A 19379-nucleotide genomic window follows, 5' to 3' on the forward strand; every position below is an offset into this window, starting at 1 on the left:
CCTCCAGATGGGCGTCGCGCACCGCCGGGCCCGGTTCGACGCCGAGTTCCTCGATCAGACGCACGCGCAGGTCGCGGTGGACGGCCAGGGCCTCGGCCTGGCGGCCGGTGCGGTGCAGCACGAGCATGAGCAGCCGGTGGAACGCCTCCCGCAGCGGATGCTCGGCGACGAGCGCGGCCAGCTCCGGGGCGAGCGCGGCCAGCCGGGCGTGCCCCGTGCCGCCCACGGCCCCCGCTCCCTCGGCTCGCACTCCCCCGACGGCGTCCCCCGCGAGGCCCAGTTCCGCCTCGTACCGCCACTCCAGGACCAGCAGACGCGCCTCCTGGAGCCGCTGGACGAGGGCTTGACCGCCGAAGTCCTCGGGCAGTCCGCCGAGCGGGGTGCCCCGCCACAGGGCGAGCGCGGCCACGCTCTCGCGCAGCGTGCGTCCCCAGTCCCGGTCGGCGTGCGCGGAGCGCGCGGCCGCCACGTGCTCCTCGAAGACACGGACGTCCAGCTCGCCCTCGCCGACCCGCAGCAGGTACCCCGGGGATACGGCCCGCAGCCGCTCCGGGTCGTCCAGCAGTCGTCGCAGCCGGGTCACATGGTTCTGAAGGGATGCCTGCGCCGAGGGTGGCGGCGCCCCGCCCCACAGCGCGTCCTTGAGCGACTCGACCGACACGACCCGGCCGGGCTCCAGCAGCAGGGCCACGAAGAGGGCACGCATCTTGCCGCTGCCGACGGGCCGTGCGTCCCCGTCGGCGTCGTACAGGACCGGCGGCCCCAGCAGCCCGAACCGTGGCCCACCTCGTAGCCCGCCCTGTGGCCCGCCTCGTGGCCCGGCAAGTGGTCCGAGTGACCCGACTGGCGGTCCGAACCGCGGCCCGTCCCGCATAGCACCGCCCGTTGCCTTCCCGCGCGGCATCGTCGCGCCGTGCCCACCATGTCCTACGGCGACTTCACGCCGCCCCGTTGGCCATATGTTAGCGATCCGTTGGCGCCGCCTGATGTGATCACTGCATCGGTTCTGGCCCCGACGCGGCGCGCGTATGACGCGCAACTCGGGGGAGTGTCGCCGCCGCGGCCGGATCCGGAATCATGCGGGGCCCCGGTCGCTGGGGGTTGGCAACTGTTCGTCGAGGAGTGCACACAAGGTCGGTTTAGCTCGATTGGGTGATGATCGACTGTCCGGCTTGCGGTGCCCTGGGCCATCCGGGTTACCGTCGTCGTGCGATCTGGGACACCGGATACGGCGCCAGCGTGCGGGGCCCCCGCTCCACCAGAGAGATGGTTCGGGGCCTCCCCGTCGCCACTGGCCGTACCCACCTGGCCAGGTCGCACAGGGAACCGGCCTCCCGGGCCCGGACCACGCACAGGATGCGTGTCGCCACCCCGGGGTTGAGTACGCCGGGGACCTGGGGGTACCTCCCACGCCCTTAAGGCAGTGGGGGAGCGCCCAAGACCGTTCGGGGCGTGCGGCTGAGTCGGGCTCACTCCTGCTCAGCCCCGAGGAACGGTGAGCGACCGGGGCCCTCGCACGTGTTTCAGGGCGGGGCCCTCGCACGTGTTTCAGGGCGGGGCGTACGGCGGTGACCGGCGGGTCGAAACGCGGGGCTGAGGGCCGGTCGGGGACCGGCCCCCGGACCTCGGCTCCTCAAACGCCGGAGAGCTGAGAATTCGCGCTAGATGACCGGCGGCCGCCCCAGCCGTGTGAGACGCCACACCGTGCGCCACCGCATGGGCCGCCGTTCGCCGCCGGACTCGCGCCAGCCCTCCGCGAAGCCGCCGAACCACGCCCGCAGGCCGCCCCGCGACCGGACGCGCAGGAGCGTGAGCACCACCCACACGCCGAGATGGACGGGGACGAGGGGGAGCGGCAGCCGGCGGCGGGTGAGCCAGACACGGTTGCGGGCGTTCACGCGGTAGTAGATGGCGTGCCGGGCGGGCGAGGTCTTCGGGTGCTGGAGCAGCAGTTCGGGGGCGTACAGCACGGTCCACCCGGCGTCGACGGCCCGCCAGGCCAGGTCGGTCTCCTCGTGCGCGAAGAAGAACTCGGCCGGCCAGTCCCCGACCTCGGCGAGCATGGCCATGGAGAGGGCGTGCCCACCGCCGAGGAACCCGGTCACGGGGCCGCCGCGCATCGGGTCCTTCGCCCCGATCCTCGGGACGTGCCGGCGCTGGGTCTCGCCGGTCTCGTCTGCGATCCGGAACCCCACGATGCCGAGCCGCGGATCGGCGTCGTACAGATCCCTGACGCGCCGCAGGACGTCCGCGTCGACGAGCAGACCGTCGTCGTCCAGCTCCACGACGACGTCGACGTCCCCGAACTCGCGCAGCCGCCCCAGGGCGACGTTGCGGCCGCCCGGGCAGCCGAGGTTCTCCTCCGTCTCGATGAGGGTGACCTCGCCCGGCAGGCCGAGGCGCTCGGCGAAGTCGGGCAGCGGACATCCGTTGCCGACGATCACGATCCGCTCGGGGGCGTGATCCTGTTTGGCCACGGACATGAGCAGTGCGTCGACCTCGGCGGGCCGGTTCCCCATGGTCACGACGGCGACGGCAATCCGGGGCTCCACCAGCTGCACCTCGTCTCGTTCGACTTTCCCTGCCCCGGCTGCCACTCACCGCCGGGCGCCACCGTCCAGTACGGCGGCGAGGACGGCGCCGTTCGTTCCGTCACTGTTCGTTCCGTCACCGTCCGGCCGTCATCGGCACGACGCACCCACGATGCCAGCCGTGAGGGATACCCGATGTTAACGAAGAGGGCGATTCGCGTTCGCTGGTTCGCTTTGTTCCGTAAAGCGTTCGGTAAGAATGACTGCGGACGGGGCCTCAGGCACGCAACGGAGACGGGGCCCCAGGCCCGCAGCGGAGACGAGCCCTCAGGCCCGCAACGGGTTGGACCGCGCCGCCGCCAGCAGGTACCAGGCCGTCGCCCCCGTGTGCCGGTACGGGTAGTAGCCGAACCCGAAGCCGGTGTCGAGCGGGCTGCTCGCCGAGACGACCCCCGACCGCTCAGGAAGCGCCCCTCCCCCGACGGTCTGCCCGCCGCCCAGCAGGTCCTGCGCCCGCTCGACGGACGCGATCAGCCGCCGGGCACGCGCCTCGTCGCCACGCCCGCGCCGGTCCCGCAGGGCCAGGGCGAGATGGGCGGTCCCCTCGAACCACACACCGTTGCGGTCGGGCCTGGGCTGGAACTCCGCGATGGGCGCGTCCTCGTTCGCGACGAGACTCGCGGAACTGAAGGTGACCCCTTCGTACGTCTGCCCCTCGGGCACCGTGCTGTTGCGCCGGCCGGCGTGGTCCACGACTGCCAGCTCGGCGGCGGCCCAGTCCAGCGAACGGGAGTGGGCGCGGGAGTCCAGGGCCAGATGGGTCCAGGTCTGGGTGTCCTCGGGAATCGGGGACTTGTTGACCGTCACGCCGTCGTTGGTGCCGGTGTAGAAGAAGCCCCCGTCCGGCTCCCACATCTTCTCGACGAAGGCCCGTGCCCGTGCGCGCCGCTCCAGCCAGACCCGCTCCCGGGTGAGCCGGGCGAGTCGCCCGAAGAGGCAGATCAGATCGGTGTTGTGCTCGGTGGAGGTGAACGGGAGCTTCTCGTCGGCCCCGTTGACGCCGAACTTGTAACCGCCCAGGGGTTCGTCGGTACGGCCGTTCCGCTCGATCCACTCGCCGATCCGCACCGCTCCGTCGAGGAACCGCCGCTGCCCGGTGCGCCCGGCGAGCGCGCTCAACGCGATCCCCGCCCAGGCCATGTCGCCGACCGCCGTGCCCGTGAACCCGAACTGCGTACCGACGTTGGCGGTCCCGTCGGGCCGTACGAAGCCGTCCGGCTGCCGTGAGCCGTCGAAGAAGACGTAGGGCCCCACGTTGTACGCCTGCCGCAACCGCCCGTCCCCGTACGCGGGGTCGTGGTCCTGGGCGTACAGCAGGGCGTCCCCGAGCACCGTGGCCCTGCCCCGCGCGTCCGCGGTCCGCGCCGCGAGGAGAGCCAGTACGGCGAGGGCGTTGTCGTAGGTGAAGGCGGTGCTGAACAGCCCCGCCTGGTCGGTGTAGCTCTGGGCCAGCCGGGCGCCGGCGTTCTCCGGGTACGCGTCCATGGCCGCGGCGAGAAAGGCGTACCCCCTGCGCCGGGCGGAGTCGCCGGCGGCGTGCGCCACCCCGGCCCCGCCCACGGTGAGCGCGGCGGCACCGGCACCGAGCCCGGCACCGAGTCCGGCCCTGATGAGCGTACGGCGGCTGAGCGCCAGACCTTGTCTGCCGGACATGGGGCTCCCTTGTCGATGGGGGTGTCGGGCACGTGCCTGAGCTGCGCCATGAGAGCGCTCTCAGCGCCGCGCGCGCTCATTCTGCTGGTGCGCCTGGGGCGGGTCAACGTCCTTGAACTCGTACGCTTCGGGCTCACGCCTCATTCGGTCCGTTCCGGAGCGCGTGTAGGGGCGGGCCTTTTGATGCTGAGCACCACGGAACCCGCCAGGACGATGACGATGACCGCGAGACTGATCAGTGAGGGGATTTCCGGGATGCTGGGGCTGATCATCTTGTGGGATGCCTGGAGGATGAGCTTGACGCCGATGAAGGCGAGGATGATCGCCAGCCCCTTGTTCAGGTAGTGGAAGCGGTCCAGGAGACCGGCGAGCATGAAGTAGAGGGCCCTCAGGCCAAGGATGGCGAACGCGTTGCTGGTGTAGACGATGAAGGCGTCATCGCTGACCGCGAGGACGGCCGGGACACTGTCGACGGCGAAGATCAGGTCGGCGGCCTCGATCGCGGCGACCACCGCGAGCAGCGGGGTCGCCATCCGTTTGCCGGCTTCCTTGACGAAGAACTTCGCCCCGGCATACTCGTCCCGCACCGGGATGATCTTGCGGAGCATCCGCACGGCGAAGCTCTTGCCCGGGTCGAAGCTCTCCTGCTCGTCCTTGAGGAGTTTGTAGGTGCTGTAGAAGAGGACCGCCGCGAAGGCGAACAGCACCGCGGTGAAGCGGCTGACGACGGCCACGCCGAGGGAGAGGAAGATCCCGCGGAAGACGAGCGCGCCGATGACGCCGAAGAACAGCACGCGGTGCTGGTAGGCGCGCGGCACCTTGAAGTACGCGAAGATCACGGCGAAGACGAAGAGGTTGTCCACCGACAGGCTCTTCTCCAGCAGCCAGGCCGTCGTGTACTCGGTGCCGGCGGTGGTGCCGAGGACGAGGAAGACGACCGCGCCGAAGATCAGGGCGAGGCTCACCCACAGGCCGCTCCAGGCGGCTGCCTCCTTGAAGCGGATGACGTGCGCGGTGCGGTGGGACAGCAGGTCCACCGCCAGCGACACGACCACCGTCGCGGCGAACGCCCCCCACAGCCAGAGCGGGACCTCGAGCACGCCGAACACCTTCACCATGGCCCGCGCGCGATGCGCCGGCCCTTATACAGGAGTGTCCGGCATCGCGCCCCCGGGAGCATGCGGAGCGGCTGCACGGCGGCGAGCGCTGCCCTGCGTGCCGGTACGGGCTCGGCGCCGACGCGGTCGAGGTCGGTCAGGAGCCCCGGGCGGTCGTCGCGTGCCCGTTCACAGGCCCAGATAGATCCGGCGGACCCGGGTGTCCCGGCTGAGTTCCTCGGAGGTTCCCGTCATGGCGACGCTGCCGTTCTCCATGACGAGGCAGTGGCTGGTCGCGCCGAAGGTGAGCTTGGCGTTCTGCTCGACCAGGAGCAGGCTCAGGCCCTCCTCCCTCAGCCGCCGCAGGGTGTCGAGGATGAAGCCGACGAGTTTGGGCGACAGGCCCATCGAGGGTTCGTCGAGGAGGAGGACGCGCGGCCCGGCCATCAGGGCGCGGCCGATCGCGAGCATCTGCTGCTGCCCTCCGGAGCGCCCGCGACACCGCCGAGAAGGTCGTGCAACTCGTGCCTCGGGCACGGTGGCCCTCACGGTGGTCAAGGACACCGAGACCGCCACTACCCGCCCGAGGATGGTCCCTCTTCGGAAGAGCAAGGAGTCGACCGAGGAACGCTTTGCCTGAGTGAACGAAAGAGCGGAGCCCCGGTCAGCTGCAATCTGACCGGGGCTCCGGCATGCGGGCTGCTCGTCCGCACCGTACTTGAAGGCGGAGGGAGCAGTTCACAGCACTGTCGTGGTCGGCCTGAAGCACAAGGTAGCCGGGCTGCGCACGTGGCTGACGTTCGGCGCTCACTCAGCCTTCCTCGGCGCGTTCCCCCTCGTCCTCGCGCAGACGGCGCACTCGCTCGGCGACCCCGCTGGAGAGCTTGCCCTTTACCGAGCTGGCCCGGTCCAGGGTCTCGTTGCCAAGGCTTCTGGCGGCACCGACGCCCTTCGCTCCTGTCTCAAGCGCCTTGTCCCTCACCTCCGCCGCCGCGACCGCCCATCGTCTCGTCTCCGACGGCCGTCGGCCGGACTCGATCCCGAGCCGCCCATGGAAGTCATGGACACCGGTCACGACATGGTTGCTCGACTGGACCACAGCCGGGGACTTGGTCGGGTGCAGCAGCACCTTCGCGTTGGCCGCGCCGGCGGTCGCATTCATACGGGCCACCAGACGCTCGGTGCTCCGCGAGATGAGATCCAACCGGTTCCGCCGGGCAATCCGAATCCCTAGGCGGTGCCGGTCCAGCTCCTCCGGAGCCGCGTCCAGCACCCGGTCGAGTTCGAGCACGGCGATCGCGTCCTGCAGATGGAAACAACGAGCCAGAACAGCGAGCCACTCCTGAGCCTTGGACTCGACTTCCTTGGCCGCCTCGGCGAGATCACCGATCTTGGTCTTGCGCTCCATCTTCTCCACGAGTGCGTCGAGTTGACGCAACGCGTACACCTGGGTCGTCGCAATCGTCCCCGGCGTGGCCTGCACCTTCGACCACGTGATCTCGGAAACCCGGCCCACCTGCTCCCGGATGGTCATGGCCTCCTCGATCACGAGCTCAGCTCCGATCATGTCCGACAACGCGGCGTCCTCCTGAGCGCGGAGCACTTCGTCAACCTTCTCGTCGATCGCGGCGAGATAGTCAGTGATCTCGTCCATGGTCTGCTGCATCGCGAGCTGCGCCATGATCCCCGCAGCACGAGCGAGAACCGCCGGGTTACCCAGAAGCGATCGAGGCCCGCTCGCGAATTCGACGAAACCCCTGATCTGGCCCTTGGGCCCCTTCACCACACCGGTGCTGAGACCTGTCTTCGAGCTTTCCCTCAACCCGTACTTCTTGACGACCTGTGCCGACTCCCGGGTCAGCTTCACCCAGCAAGCGGACTCGGCGGCAATGTCCGAACCTGCCTGCGCCACCACAGCCCCGGCACCGGCGACGGACTTGAGCCGTCGCGATCCGACGTCCTTCGACGACAGCCCCTCCGAGACGAGGAAACGGTCGACATCCGTCTCACTCCCGATGACCGTCAGTCCGTCACCGTCGCTGATCAGCTGAATCTCGTTGTCCACCCGGCAGATTCTTCACCAGTCGCCGACTCGGCGTGCCCGATTTGCTCTGCACGCCCGCTGCATGCTTGTCCACCAGTCGTCCGCCGACTCCCCCGAGCGGCGGCCTTCGGGCCGGTCAGACGCAGCGAAACCCGTTCACGGAACGGAATAGGCCCAGGTCAACGAGTATCTGACCTGGGCCTAGAAAGAGCCGCCTTCGGGATTCGAACCCGAGACCTACGCATTACGAGTGCGTTGCTCTGGCCATCTGAGCTAAGGCGGCGCGCTGTCCGCACTATGGTGCGATCAGCAACGTCGGTAAGTCTACACAGTTTCCGGGGTGCTCCGTACCGGCCCCCCAAGCACCCCGGAAGACCCGTGCGATCAGGGCTGTGAGCAGCGCTTTCCGTGGGTGGGAGGGGTGCCGTCGAGGAGGTAGGTGTTGATCGCGGAGTCGATGCACTCGCTGCCGCGGCCGTACGCCGTGTGACCGTCGCCGTCGTAGGTGAGGAGTCGTCCCGAGGACAGCTGGGAGGCGAGGGCCTGGGCCCAGTGGTACGGGGTCGCCGGGTCGCGGGTGGTGCCGACGACGACGATCGGGGCCGCTCCCTTCGCCTCGATGCGGTGCGGGGTGCCGGTGGGCTTCACCGGCCAGTACGCGCAGCCCAGGGATGCCCAGGTCAGGAACCGGCCGAAGACCGGGGATGCCTTCTCGAAGGCGGGAAGTGCCCGCCGCGCCTGCTCGGGGGTCGAGAACGCCGACGGGAAGTCCAGGCAGTTCACGGCGGAGTTGGCCGAGATCAGGTTCGCGTACTCGCCGTCCGCGCCCCGCTCGTAGTAACCGTCGGAGAGAGCGAGCAGGCCGGAGCCGTCCCTGTGGTCGATCGCCCGGGTGAGGGCCTGGCGCAGCCGGGGCCACGTCTGCTCGTTGTACATCGCAGCGACCACCCCCGTGGTGGCCAGCGACTCGCCGAGCGGGCGGCCGCCCGAGTCGCCGGCCGGGATGGGTTTCGCGTCGAGCCGGGCGAAGAAGGCCGCCAGGTTCCGGCCCAGTTGGGCCGGGCTCGCGTCGGTGTCGCCCAGCGGGCAGTCCAGTTGCCGTACGCAGTCCTTCGCGAACGACCGGAACGCCGTCTCGAATCCCGCCGTCTGGCCCTCGTTCAGCTTGCGGGCGGACAGGGACGGGTCCATCCCGCCGTCCAGGACCAGCCGGCCGACGCGCTCGGGGAACAGTCCCGCGTACGTCGCTCCGAGGAACGTCCCGTACGACGCCCCGACGTACGTCAGCCGCTTGTCGCCCAGCGCCGTGCGCAGGATGTCCATGTCCCGGGCGGCCTCCACCGTCGAGACGTGGCGCAGAAGCCGGGGGGACTGTTCGGCACAGCCGTTCGCGAACCTCTTGAAGGCGTCGACGAGTTGTGCGGTCTCCCGCCGGTCGTCGGGAGTGAAGTCCGTCTGCGTGTACGCGTCCATCCGGCGGCCGGTGAGGCACTCGACCGGCTCGCTGCCGGCGACGCCGCGCGGGTCGAGGGCCACCATGTCGTAGCGGGCGCGGACCGTCGCCGGGTAGGTGATGCCCGCGTACGACTGCAGGTAGCGGACGGCGGAGCCACCCGGGCCGCCCGGGTTGACCAGCAGCGAGCCGAGGCGCTTGCCGGGGCCCGTGGCCTTCTTGCGGCTGACCGCCAGCCTGATGTCGCCCGCGGCCGGCTTGGCGTAGTCGAGTGGCGCCTTCATCGTGGCGCACTCGAAGCCCGGGTCGTCGCAGTTGCGCCAGGTCAGCTTCTGCCCGTAGTACGGGGTCAGCGCCGACGGCGTCGCACCGGTCAGCGCGTTGAGCACCGGCACTCCCGGCTTCGCCGTGGCCCCCTTAGCCGTGGCTCCCGTAGCCGTGGCCCCCGTCGTCGACGCCGCCGATGTCGAACCGCTCAGGGAGCAGGCCGACACGAGCAGCGCGGAGGCGAGGAGGAAGCCGGTGGTCGTGCGCAGAGGTCGGTTCCCGCGGTCGGGACGACCGTGGGTGGTCGTGCCGCTGGAGGGCAACCCGGGGCAGCTCCTGATGTGCATGGCGCGATCGTAACTCTGCGCGATCGTCTCGTCACCATTCGCAAGTGGAGCGGCTCGTACGGGTGACGGCGTCGGCGCGCTGGTCCGCCATATGGCCCCATTCGGGCGGGGCCATCTGGCCCATTCCGACGGGCCTTCGTGCTGAACCTCATCCCGCGCGCAGCGCCACCGTCATCGCCTCCACCGCCAGCAAGGGGGCCACGTTCCGGTCGAGGGCGTCGCGGCACGCGGCGATCGCGTCGATGCGGCGAAGTGTGGACTCGGGTGTGGTGCCGCGGGCGAGGCGCTCCAGGGTGTCGTGGACCTCGGTGTTGGCGAGGGCTACGCGGGAGCCGAGCTGGAGGGCGAGGACGTCGCGGTAGAAGCCGGTGAGGTCGGTCAGGGCCAGGTCCAGACTGTCGCGCGTCGCGCGTGTCCGCCGGCGCTTCTGCTTGTCCTCCAGGTCCTTCATGACGCCGGCAGTACCGCGCGGCATCCGGCCGCCCTGGGCCGCGCCCAGCGCCGCCTTCAGTTCCTCGGTCTCCTTGACGTCGAGCTCCTCGGCGAGCTGCTTGGACGCCTCCGTGGCCGCGTCGACCAGCTCCTGCGCCGCCTTGAGGCAGCCGCCGATGTCCTCGACGCGCAAGGGCACCTTGAGCACGGCGGCCCGCCGCTCCCGCGCGCGGGGGTCGGTGGCCAGACGGCGGGCGCGGTCGATGTGCCCCTGGGTGGCGCGGGCCGCGGCGGCGGCCATGTCGGGCTCGATGCCCTCACGCCGTACGAGCATGTCGGCGACCGCGCCCACCGAAGGTGTGAGCAGACTCACATGGCGGCAACGGGAGCGGATGGTCGGCAGGACGTCCTCGAGCGAGGGTGCGCACAGCAGCCAGACCGTGCGGGGGGCGGGCTCCTCGACGGCCTTGAGGACGGCGTTGGCCGACTTCTCGTTCAGCCGCTCGGCGTCCTCGACGAGGATGATCTGCCAGCGGCCGTTCGCCGGTGCCGTGAACGACTTGCGGACCGTGTCCCGCATGTCCTCTACGAGGATCTGCGAGCCGACGGCGGCGACCGTGCTGACGTCCGCGTGGGTGCCCACCAGGGCCGTGTGGCAGCCGTCGCAGAAGCCGCAGCCGGGGGTCCCGCCCAGTGCGCGGTCCGGGCTGACGCACTGGAGAGCCGCCGCGAAGGCCCGGGCGGCCGTGGTGTGTCCGGCGCCGGGCGGACCCGTGAACAGCCAGGCGTGGGTCATCTTCGACGCCTCGGGCAGCGGGGTGTCCGCGGCGGCCGCGGTGACGATCGCGTCGGCATCCCGGGCAGCGGCTTCGAGCTGTGCGCTCAGCCGCTCCTGACCCACCAGGTCGTCCCACACGGGCATGCGGCACCGCCCCTTCCGTCACACTCTGCTGCGTCGCACCCATTGTGCGCGAGGCCACTGACAGCCGGGGGCGGACCGGCGGTCAGCACCGGACTGCTGGTCGCCGCCGGACCGGCGGTCAGCGCCGGACTGCTGGTCGCCGCTGGATCGATGGTCGCCGCCGGATCGACGGTCAGCACCGCCGATGACCAGCGCCGGACCGGATGGGTCAGCGCCGCCGGCCGCTCCGGCCCCTGCCCCCGCGGCCACGGCCCCGGCCGCCGCCTCCGTCGTCGTCCCGGCTGTTGTCGTCCTCGTGGTCGTCGCGCGGTCCCAGCAGTTCGTCCGCCAGGGTCGGCAGGTCGTCCAGCGGGGTCTCCTCCGCCCAGTCGGAGCGGGGGCGACTGCGCGGGGTGCCCTCGGCGTCCACCTGGGGCAGCTCGCGCGTACGGTCCTCGGGGCCGCCGGGCGCCGACCGCTCGTCCCGGAAGTAGCCGGGCGGCACCCGGTCCGCCGTGTCATCCGAGCCCCCGGCCGAGCCCGAGCGACGCGCACCATTCGCCGGAGCGTCGCCCTCCTCCCGTACGGGAGGAAGCACGGCCGTCTCGTCGGCGGCACCCGACGGCACGGGCGGGAGCACCGCCGTCTCGTCGGCCGCGCCTTCCGGCACCGGCTTGCGCAGCACCGTGGTCTCGTCCCCGGCCCCCGGAGGCACCTGCGGCTGCGGGAGCTGCGCGGTCGTCTCCGAGTCGGGTCCGCCGGGTCCGTCGGGCCGGACCGGCGGCAGCACGGCCGTCTCGTCCACGGGCCCGCCCGACGCCTCCGCCGGCGTCACGACCGGCGTGGGGACAGTCACATCGTTGTCCGACGAGGACGACGCGGATGACGCCGATGACGCGGACGACGGGGATGCCGGAGACGAGGACGAGGCGGGCGCCCTAGAGCCACCGGACGTCCTGGACGCCGCCCCGGCCGAAGCGGCGGCCGCGGCCTCGGCCGCCAACCGGCGCGCATCCTCGGCCCGCAGCAGTGCCTCCTCGGCCTTCCGCTGCTTCTCCAGGCGGCGCGCGTCGGCCTCGGCACGCAGCCGGGCCTCCTCCTCGGCCTGCCTGCGGCGACGGTCCTCCTCGGCCTTGCGGCGCGCTTCCTCCTCGGCCCGCGCCTTCTCCTCCGCGAGGAGCCGGACGCGCTCCTCCTCGGCCCTGCGGCGCGCTTCCTCGGCCCGCTGCCGGGCCTCCTCCGCCTGCCGCTCGGCCTCGCGGCGCTGGGCCTCCTCCAGCTCGCGCCGCTTGCGCTCCTCCTCCTCGGCACGCAGCCGCTCGAGCTCCTCCTGGCGCTCACGCTCCAGGCGCTCCTCCTCGGCCTTGCGCGCGGCCTCTTCCTCGGCCTTGCGCCGCGCCTCCTCCTCGGCCTTGCGGCGGGCCTCCTCCTGGGCCTTCACCTCGGCCTCGGAGAGCGGCAGCATCACGTCGAGGCGGTGCCGGATGACGGTGGTGACCGACTCGGGCTCCTGGCCCGCGTCCACGACGAGGTAGCGCCCCGGGTCGGCCGAGGCCAGCGTCAGGAAACCGGACCGCACGCGCGCGTGGAACTCGGCCGGCTCGGACTCCAGCCGGTCCGGTGCCTCGGTGAAGCGCTCGCGGGCGGTCTCGGGCGAGACGTCCAGCAGCACGGTCAGATGCGGCACCAGTCCGTTCGTCGCCCAGCGCGAGATCCGCCCGATCTCGGTGGGCGAAAGGTCCCGGCCGGCTCCCTGGTAGGCCACCGACGAGTCGATGTACCGGTCCGAGATGACGACGGCGCCCCGCTCCAGGGCGGGCCGTACGACGGTGTCCACGTGCTCGGCGCGGTCGGCGGCGTACAGCAGCGCCTCCGCCCGGTGCGACAGCCCCGCCGACGACACGTCCAGGAGGATCGACCGCAGCCGCTTGCCCACCGGCGTGGCGCCCGGCTCGCGCGTCAGCACGACCTCGTGGCCCTTGCCGCGGATCCACTCCGCGAGCGCCTCGGCCTGGGTCGACTTCCCGGCCCCGTCGCCGCCCTCCAGGGCGATGAAGAAGCCCGAGGCGGCCGGGGCCACCTCAGGGTCGTCCCCGCCCCGCAGCGCGTCCAGCAGGTCGTGCCGCAGCGGAACCCCGGAACGGTCGTCCACCTTGGCGAGCACCAGCGCGGCCACCGGCAGCAGCAGCGCGCCCACCAGCATCAGCGTGAAGGCGGCGCCCCCGTGCGCGAACACGAACTTGCCGTTCTCCAGGCGGTGCGGCCCGATCAGCGCCGCCAGCACGGGGGCGATCACGGCACCGAGCGCCACGAAGACCCGTACGACCGCGTGCAGGTGCTCGGTCGTACGCGTCCGGCGGAAGTCCTCGGCCTCCTGGTCCAGCAGCGTGTGCCCGGTGTTCGCGGCGATGCCCGCGCCCACACCCGCGAGGGCGAGGATCAGGATCACACTGGTGAGGTCCGGTACGAGCCCGGCGGCGAGCAGCGCCACGCCGGTGAAGGCGATCGCCAGGGCGAGCAGCCGGCGCCGTGACAGCGCGGGCAGCACCGACGGCGCCTTGCGGATGCCCGCGACGACCCCACCGGTCAGCGCGACGACCAGCAGCCCGTAGGTGGCCGGGCCGCCGCCCAGGTCCTTGGCGTGCAGCACGGCGACGGCGACCGCGGCGGAGACGGCGCTCGCGACGGCCGCGCAGGCCAGCACCAGGATCGTGATCGCACCGGTACGGCCCTGGTCGGCGCCCGTGCCCGTCTTGGGGCGGCGCAGGCCCTCGAGCGGCGACCGCGCGCGCGGGGTGCGTGTGTCGGGCAGTTCGAGGAAGACCAGGACCGAGAGAGAGGCGGCGAACAGTCCGGCCGCCACGTACGAGGCGAGTGCGGCCTGGTGCTGGCCGAACCAGTCGATCCCGGCACCCAGCAGGTTGTTGAACAGCGCGACCACGACGAGGCCGGCCGCGGCGAGCGGCACCGCCACGAATCCCGTCCGCAGGGAGAGGCGCCGCAGCGCGTCCATGTGGTCCGGCAGCGGGCGCACGGTCGCGCCCTCCAGCGGGGGCGCGGGGAGCAGCGCGGGCGCCGCGCTCTCGCGGCACACCGCCCAGAAGCGCTCGGCGACGCCGGTCACGAAAGCGGTCACCAGCAGGACCGCGAGCGCGTTCTGAGGAGTCCAGTCGATCCACAGGGGGGCCACGATCAGCAGCGCGGCACGCAGTCCGTCCGCGCCGACCATGGTCCAGCGGCGGTCGAGCGGGCCCTCCTGGGACGTGAGCGAGCTGAGCGGTCCGAGAAGGACCGCCCCGAAGAGCAACGTGGCCAGAACGCGCGTCCCGAAGACAGCGGCCACGGCGAGGGCGACCCCGCGGTAACCACCGCCGAACGAGCCCTGGTCGATCGCCGCCTGGAATGCCAGCAGCACCAGGACCAGCAGGGCAAGGGCATCGCCCACCCCGCCCACGAGCTGCGCGCTCCACAAGCGTTTGAGCTGCGGCTGGCGCAGCAGGGCGCGGACGGCGCGCTCGCGGGAGTCCGCGACCAGGGCGTCGTCGGGGGCCGGGGTGTGGGCCGTTGGCTGCTCGCCTCGCGTCATGCGTTCAGCCTATCGGGAGCCACTGACACTCCGAAGAGCCGCCCAACACATGCGGACGCAAACTCTCCGGCCACCGGACGAGCGCCTCACCCCACGGTCAAGGACTGCCCGTGGTCCCGGAGTTGACGCCTCCGCCCCGTTGGTAGGGCTGGAGTACGGCAGGACGCCGCCCGGTTCCGTCCTCGCCGCCACACCACGCCAACGCAAACCTGAGAGCCGGTTCCCGAGCCCCGACTCACCCTCCGGGAAATCCCGGGAGCTCCATGAAACTCCGAGAAACGCGGAGCCGAGCCTGAGCCCGAGCCCCGTTTTCGAAGCTCGGGCGTTCTCAAAGTTCAGAGCTCGGGCGTTCTCAAAGCTCAAAGCTCGGACGCTGTCAGCCCTCCGACCGCGCTCAGCCCTCCGAAGCCGCCGTCTTCTTCGCCGTCGCCTTCTTGGCGGGAGCCTTCTTCGCCGCGGTCTTCGATGTCGTCGTCTTCTTGGCGGCCGCCTTCTTGGCCGGGGCGGCCTTCTTGGCGGTCGTCTTCTTCGCCGCCGCCTTCTTCGCCGTCTTCTTGGCGGGGCCCTTCGCCCGCTTCTCGGCGAGCAGCTCGAACCCGCGCTCCGGCGTGATCTCCTCGACGCTGTCGCCCGACCGCAGGGTCGCGTTGGTCTCGCCGTCGGTGACGTAGGGACCGAAGCGCCCGTCCTTGACGACGACCGGCTTGCCGCTGACCGGGTCCGCGCCCAGCTCCTTCAGCGGCGGCTTGGCCGCGGCCCGGCCACGCTGCTTGGGCTGGGAGTAGATCTCCAGCGCCTCTTCGAGGGTGATCGTGAAGAGCTGGTCCTCGGCCTGCAGCGAACGCGAGTCCGTGCCCTTCTTCAGGTACGGCCCGTAGCGCCCGTTCTGCGCGGTGATCTCCTGGCCCTCGGCATCGGCGCCGACGACGCGCGGCAGCGACATCAGCCTGAGCGCGTCCTCCAGGGTCACCGTGTCCAGCGACATCGACTTGAACAGCGAGGCCGTACGCGGCTTGACCGCGTTCTTGCCCGTCTTCGGGGTGCCCTCGGGGAGCACCTCGGTGACGTAGGGGCCGTAGCGGCCGTCCTTGGCGATGATCGTGTGGCCGGTCGACGGGTCGGCGCCCAGCTCGAAGTCACCGCTCGGCTTGGCGAGCAGTTCCTCGGCGAGCTCGACGCTCAGCTCGTCCGGGGCGAGGTCGTCCGGGATGTCCGCGCGCTGGTGGTTCTCGGAGTCCTTCTCGCCGCGCTCGATGTACGGGCCGTAGCGGCCGACCCGGAGAACGATCCCGCTGCCGACCGGGAAGGACGACACCTCGCGCGCGTCGATCGCGCCCAGGTCGGTGACCAGCTCCTTGAGGCCGCCGAGGTGGTCACCGTCGCCGTTCCCGGCCTCGGCGGCGCTGCCGACGCCGTTGCCGCTGCCGGATGCCGTCTCGCCGAAGTAGAACCTCTTCAGCCACGGCACGGCCTGTGCCTCACCGCGTGCGATGCGGTCGAGGTCGTCCTCCATCTTGGCGGTGAAGTCGTAGTCGACGAGCCGCCCGAAGTGCTTCTCCAGGAGGTTGACCACCGCGAAGGACAGGAAGGACGGCACCAGGGCCGTGCCCTTCTTGAACACATAGCCGCGGTCGAGGATCGTCCCGATGATCGACGCGTACGTCGACGGGCGGCCGATCTCGCGCTCCTCGAGCTCCTTGACCAGGCTGGCCTCGGTGTAGCGGGCCGGGGGCTTGGTGGCGTGCCCGTCGACCGTGATCTCGTCGGCGCTCAGGGCGTCGCCCTCGCTGACCTGCGGCAGCCGGCGCTCGCGGTCGTCGAGCTCGGCGTTCGGGTCGTCGGCGCCTTCGACGTATGCCTTCAGGAAGCCGTGGAACGTGATCGTCTTGCCGGACGCGCTGAACTCGACGTCCCGCCCGTCGGCCGCCGTGCCGCCGATCTTGACGGTGACGGAGTTCCCGGTCGCGTCCTTCATCTGCGAGGCGACCGTCCGCTTCCAGATCAGCTCGTAGAGCTTGAACTGGTCGCCGGTCAGTCCGGTCTCCGCCGGAGTGCGGAAACGATCTCCCGAGGGCCGGATCGCCTCGTGCGCCTCCTGCGCGTTCTTGACCTTCCCGGCGTAGGTACGCGGCCGGTCCGGCAGGTAGTCGGCGCCGTAAAGCTGCGTGACCTGGGCGCGAGCGGCCGAGACCGCGGTGTCGCTCAGCGTCGTGGAGTCCGTACGCATGTACGTGATGTAGCCGTTCTCGTACAGCTTCTGCGCGACCTGCATGGTCGCCTTCGCACCGAAGCCGAGCTTGCGGCTTGCCTCCTGCTGCATCGTCGTCGTACGGAACGGCGCGTACGGCGAGCGGCGGTACGGCTTGGACTCGACCGAACGCACGGAGAACCGCGTGCTCTCCAGGGCCGCGGCGAGAGCGCGGGCGTTCGCCTCGTCCAGGTGGAGCGTGTTCGCGCTCTTGAGCTGCCCGAGAGAGTCGAAGTCGCGTCCCTGGGCGACCCTGCGGCCGTCGACCGTGGTCAGCCGCGCGACCAACGAGGACGGGTCGGACGCGTCACCGGCGCGGCCGGTGCCGAAGGTGCCCGTCAGGTCCCAGTACTCGGCGGAGCGGAACGCCATGCGCTCCCGCTCCCGCTCCACCACGAGCCGGGTCGCCACGGACTGCACACGGCCCGCCGACAGCCGCGGCATGACCTTCTTCCACAGGACCGGCGAGACCTCGTAGCCGTAGAGGCGGTCGAGGATGCGGCGGGTCTCCTGGGCGTCGACGAGCTTCTGGTTGAGCTGGCGCGGGTTGGCGACGGCCTCGCGGATCGCGTCCTTGGTGATCTCGTGGAACACCATGCGCTTGACCGGGATCTTCGGCTTGAGGACTTCCTGGAGGTGCCACGCGATGGCCTCGCCCTCGCGGTCCTCATCGGTGGCGAGGAAGAGCTCGTCCGAGTCCTTCAGGAGGTCCTTGAGCTTCCTGACCTGGGCCTTCTTGTCCGCGTTGACCACGTAGACGGGCTGGAAGTCGTGCTCGACGTCCACACCGAGGCGGCGCACCTCACCGGTGTACTGCTCGGGCACCTCCGCGGCGCCGTTCGGAAGGTCACGGATGTGCCCGACGCTCGCCTCGACGACGTAGCCGGGGCCGAGGTAGCCCTTGATCGTCTTCGCCTTGGCAGGCGACTCGACGATGACGAGTCGGCGGCCGCCCTTTGCGGTCTCGCTGGTCGGGGACAACTTCGCTCTTCTCTCCGGTCGACGCTGGGACTCCCCAGGCCTTCGTCCCGGGGGCGGGTCACACCCCCTTCGCGACTGGAGCCTCACTGGAGGCCCAGTCTTTCGGCCCGGGGGTCGGGTCATGCTGACGCTGCGGAGTGTGACGGTACATCCCGCCCCCGTGTCAAACGGGAAAAGCCCGCAACGGCCACTCGAACGGTAACCCGACTACCGCCATTCCTGCCGCCCGGAGTGAGCACCGACTCTACCGACCCCATCCGGAGGGTAACTTCGCGGTTACCCGGAGGTGTTTTCCGGCCAGGCACTCAGAGCTGCAGGAAGCACCACGCCCCGGCCGCCAGGGCGGCCAGCGCGGCGACGCCGGCGAGCGTCGCCGACGCTGCGGGACGCACGCCGTGGGCGACCGGCAGGCCCTGCCTCAGCCGGGTAGCGGTCCACACCGCAAGCCCCGCCCCGAACAGGGCGAACACCGCTCCCGCGAAGATCGCCGGTCCGCTCTCCATGTCCCGTTCCTCCCGTCCTGGATGTCCAGCGACGGGAGGCTGACACGCACGGGAAGCGGGCACGCGAATCCAGGGTGAACAGCAGGCGACGGGCCGCTCAGACCGCCCCCTGCGCGGATATCTTCCCGGTCGTCTTCTGGTCGGCGTCCGCGCTGCCCACGGTGCAGACGATGGTGGTGAAACCCTCGTTCCAGTCGTCCTTGCCGGAGGTCCAGCCGTAGACCGCGCGCTCCGGCCCCGGCGCCCAGGTCGACTCGAACTTGTTGCCGCAGAGATCGCTCGCGTTGTCGAGGGCCTTCTGGAACTCCAGGTTCCCGGGAGGCTCGACGAACCCGATCACCTGGTCGGTGTGCGGCTTGGCACAGTCGGTCAGGGGCGTCGTGGCCGTGTCCTCCTCCTCGTTCTTGATCCAGACGAAACAGTCGTCGATCCCCATCTGCGCCACCCACAGGTCGATGCCGTCGTCCCGGAAGCGCCCGACCTCACCCCTGATGGGCACATGCCGTCCGAGTACGAGACATGCCGTACCGCCACCGGCCTCGGTGAACCCCTCCCTGGTCGGGACAACGGCGTAGTAGCCCGCGTCGGGAAGGCCGGCCGCCATCGGCCTGGTCTGCTTCTCACACCGCTTCGCGCCATTGTCCCGCGCGTCCGCGTAGTCGGTAGCCGTGTCGATCACGACCACCTGACCCGCGGGGTAGTCGTCCTCGCAGTCCACGACGCCCAGGTTGGGCACCGACTTGAAGCTCTCTCCCGCCGACCAGACCGCCTTCACGCAGTCGCCCGCCTTCAGGGGCTTGGTGAGGCCGGCCTGCTTGCCGTACGGGTACACCGGGCCGGTGGGCTTCCGCGAGGGCGGCGAGAGCGCCTCGGAGGACTTCGTGGGCTTCGGGCCCGGGTCGTCGCGACCGGCCAGGGAGACGGCCGCCCATGTGCCGCCGCCGAGCACCATGAGCACGGCCACCACGATCGCGACGATCCCGACGAGGGGCACCTTGTGGCGTGGCTCTCCCGGCGGTGGGCCACCCACGGAAGCGACGCCCACGGTCGGCTGGTGCTGGTGGTGCGGCTGGTTCGGCTGGTGCGGGTGGTGCGGACCGCCCGCCTGCGGAGAAGTCCCGCCGCCCGCATACGGGTTGGGTGGGGTCCCGTAGGGAGATGCCTGGTTGCCCGCGTACGGGTTCCACGGTTCGTACGGCGAAGGGGTGCCGAACGGCGGCGCCGCTCCCGGGGTGTGCGATCCGCTCGCCGGAGTGTGCGGGGTGTTGGGCGTGGG

The 19379-nt window shown here is 71.1% G+C and carries 11 protein-coding genes, 1 tRNA gene and 1 pseudogene; all 13 read right to left on the minus strand.

Annotated elements, in window-relative coordinates:
* On the minus strand, window positions 1–874 hold an 874-nt coding region (locus FNH08_RS20665; RefSeq protein WP_194238550.1), incomplete at its 3' end, for an AfsR/SARP family transcriptional regulator.
* A 787-nt stretch (window positions 875–1661) separates the two neighbouring features.
* A complete protein-coding gene (locus FNH08_RS20670; protein ID WP_152772986.1) occupies window positions 1662–2555 on the minus strand; it encodes a glycosyltransferase family 2 protein in 894 nt (297 codons plus the stop codon).
* Window positions 2556–2858: 303 nt separating this feature from the next.
* A complete protein-coding gene (locus FNH08_RS20675) occupies window positions 2859–4244 on the minus strand; it encodes a Tat pathway signal sequence domain protein (RefSeq protein ID WP_152772978.1) in 1386 nt (461 codons plus the stop codon).
* A gap of 140 nt (window positions 4245–4384) precedes the next feature.
* Window positions 4385–5344: a TerC family protein gene (locus FNH08_RS20680; protein ID WP_322724965.1), complete on the minus strand. Its 960-nt coding sequence runs from the start codon at window positions 5342–5344 to the stop codon at window positions 4385–4387.
* A gap of 186 nt (window positions 5345–5530) precedes the next feature.
* Complete coding sequence (locus FNH08_RS20685) at window positions 5531–5917, minus strand: ATP-binding cassette domain-containing protein (protein WP_322724967.1); 387 nt, start codon at window positions 5915–5917, stop codon at window positions 5531–5533.
* 235 nt (window positions 5918–6152) lie between these two features.
* On the minus strand, window positions 6153–7406 hold the full coding sequence (locus tag FNH08_RS20690) for a hypothetical protein (protein WP_322724968.1): 1254 nt from the start codon (window positions 7404–7406) through the stop codon (window positions 6153–6155).
* 188 nt (window positions 7407–7594) lie between these two features.
* A tRNA-Thr gene (locus tag FNH08_RS20695) sits at window positions 7595–7668 on the minus strand.
* Between the two features lie 101 nt (window positions 7669–7769).
* Window positions 7770–9452, minus strand: a complete 1683-nt coding sequence (locus FNH08_RS20700) for an alpha/beta hydrolase (RefSeq protein WP_152772981.1) — start codon at window positions 9450–9452, stop codon at window positions 7770–7772.
* A 148-nt stretch (window positions 9453–9600) separates the two neighbouring features.
* Entirely contained in the window at window positions 9601–10806 is a 1206-nt protein-coding gene (locus FNH08_RS20705; RefSeq protein WP_152772982.1) for a DNA polymerase III subunit delta', read from the minus strand.
* A gap of 208 nt (window positions 10807–11014) precedes the next feature.
* Window positions 11015–14371, minus strand: a complete 3357-nt coding sequence (tmk, locus tag FNH08_RS20710; protein ID WP_152772983.1) for a dTMP kinase — start codon at window positions 14369–14371, stop codon at window positions 11015–11017.
* 394 nt (window positions 14372–14765) lie between these two features.
* Complete coding sequence (topA, locus tag FNH08_RS20715) at window positions 14766–17600, minus strand: type I DNA topoisomerase (protein ID WP_152772984.1); 2835 nt, start codon at window positions 17598–17600, stop codon at window positions 14766–14768.
* Between the two features lie 305 nt (window positions 17601–17905).
* Window positions 17906–18103: a hypothetical protein gene (locus tag FNH08_RS20720; RefSeq protein WP_152772985.1), complete on the minus strand. Its 198-nt coding sequence runs from the start codon at window positions 18101–18103 to the stop codon at window positions 17906–17908.
* 97 nt (window positions 18104–18200) lie between these two features.
* Window positions 18201–19379, minus strand: a pseudogene (locus FNH08_RS50815) (serine/threonine-protein kinase); the annotation flags it as partial.

This window comes from Streptomyces spongiae, assembly GCF_009377185.1.
GTDB lineage: Bacteria > Actinomycetota > Actinomycetes > Streptomycetales > Streptomycetaceae > Streptomyces > Streptomyces spongiae.